This window comes from Mycobacterium sp. (genome assembly GCF_050701675.1).
Lineage (GTDB): Bacteria > Actinomycetota > Actinomycetes > Mycobacteriales > Mycobacteriaceae > Mycobacterium.
On record NZ_JBOGDD010001133.1, the window covers coordinates 1 to 1,603 of the forward strand.

General features: G+C 65.0%; 2 protein-coding genes. Both read right to left on the reverse strand.

Features of this window, described 5'->3' with window-relative positions:
- Positions 1–919, reverse strand: a 919-nt coding sequence (locus ACRDUX_RS35080; protein WP_526421166.1) for an MlaD family protein, incomplete at its 3' end; no start/stop codon positions are given.
- Positions 920–1,603, reverse strand: a 684-nt coding sequence (locus tag ACRDUX_RS35085; RefSeq protein ID WP_526421168.1) for an MlaE family ABC transporter permease, incomplete at its 5' end; no start/stop codon positions are given.

The window sequence follows — 1,603 nt, forward strand, 5'->3', positions numbered from 1 at the left end:
GCTTGACGAAGGCGGGTACCCAGTTGTGTGAGGTGTCCGCAAGCTGGCCCAGCACCGGCGTGAGTTCCCCGGTGATCTTCACCAGTTGATCGGTGTGGTTGGTCAGCGCGGTCTGCGTGGTGCCCACGGTGTGCACGCCGCCGTCGATCAGCGCGGTGAGTTGGTCACGCTGTTCCACTAGGGTCTGCATCGGTTCGACTGCCTCGTGAAGTGCATCGACCAGTTCTGGCGCCGTCTGCTGCAGTCCGCGGGTCGCGTCGATCAGCGCGGAAACCGTCGAGGGCCCGGGTTCACTGGCCACCACCGCGTCGAGCTGGTCGATCAGGCGGTTCAACTGGGCCCCGCTGACCAGCAATTCGGTGCGGCGATTCTCGGTGGCCGCGTTGATCGCGGCCAGGACTCCCACCGTCTTGTCCTCACGACCACGTCCGGTCGCGGCGAGGATGTCGCGCAACTTGCTGATCGTGGTCTGGAAGAGAACCGTTGGTAGTTCGGTGTCTTCGGGGATCTTCGCCCCGGCACGAATCGCGGGACCCGGCCCGCGATCGACCAACTGAACCGAGGACACCGCGAACACGTTGCTGGGCACCACCCGTGCGGTGACCGATGCGGGGATCGACGGCGCGTAGACGGGATTGAGGTCGATCTGCACGTAATTCGGCTCACCGTTGGCCGCCGGGGTGACGGCGTTGACCATCCCGACCAGTACGCCGTGGTACTTGACGTCCGACCGCTGCGGCAGTCCGTCGCCCACGTTGACGAGGGCGGCCACCACCCGGACATACCGGTCGAGTCGCCCGGTGGCCTTCACCAAGAGCAATGCCGACACGACCGCCGCCAGCACCAGAAGCGCGACACCACAACCGAGCAGCTGCCGATCCGTGGCCCCGCGGCCGTCTGGTTCAAGGGAATTCCCCATCTATCCGCCGAACCTGGCGCCGGAGTTGACGGACCACAGCGCCATGGTCAGCAGCATGTTGACCACGATCACCACGGTGATACTCGCCCGCATGGCATGTCCTGCAGCAACTCCCACACCCTCAGGTCCGCCGCTGGCGTAGAAGCCGTAGTAGCACTGCACGGTCGACGCGATCCATACGAAGATGACGGTCTTGATCAGTGAGTAGACGATGTCCCGGCCGACCAGCATCAGCGAGAAGTAGTGCAGATACGAGCCGGTTGAGCCGCCGCTGATGAGATACACCACGACCTGCGTCGTCAGGTAGCTCACCGCAAGACACGCCACATACAGGGGAACCACCGCGACGACGGACGCCATCAGTCGTGTGGTCACCAGGTACGGGATGGGGCGGACCGCGATCGCGCCCAGCGCATCGATCTCTTCTGCGATGCGCATGGATCCGAGTTGAGCGGTGAATCGGCAGCCAGCTTGGGTCGCGAAGGCCAACGACGCGGCGATCGGCGCCAGCTCGCGGGTGTTCACCAACGAGGAAATGATGCCGGTCGCGGGGCCGAGGCCGAGCAGGTCGAGGAAGTTGTACCCCTCGATGCCAACCAGGGCGCCCACGGTGATACCGAGAACGACTGCTACGCCTGCGGTGCCACCGCCGACCACCAGAGAGCCGTTGCCCCAGGCGATGTC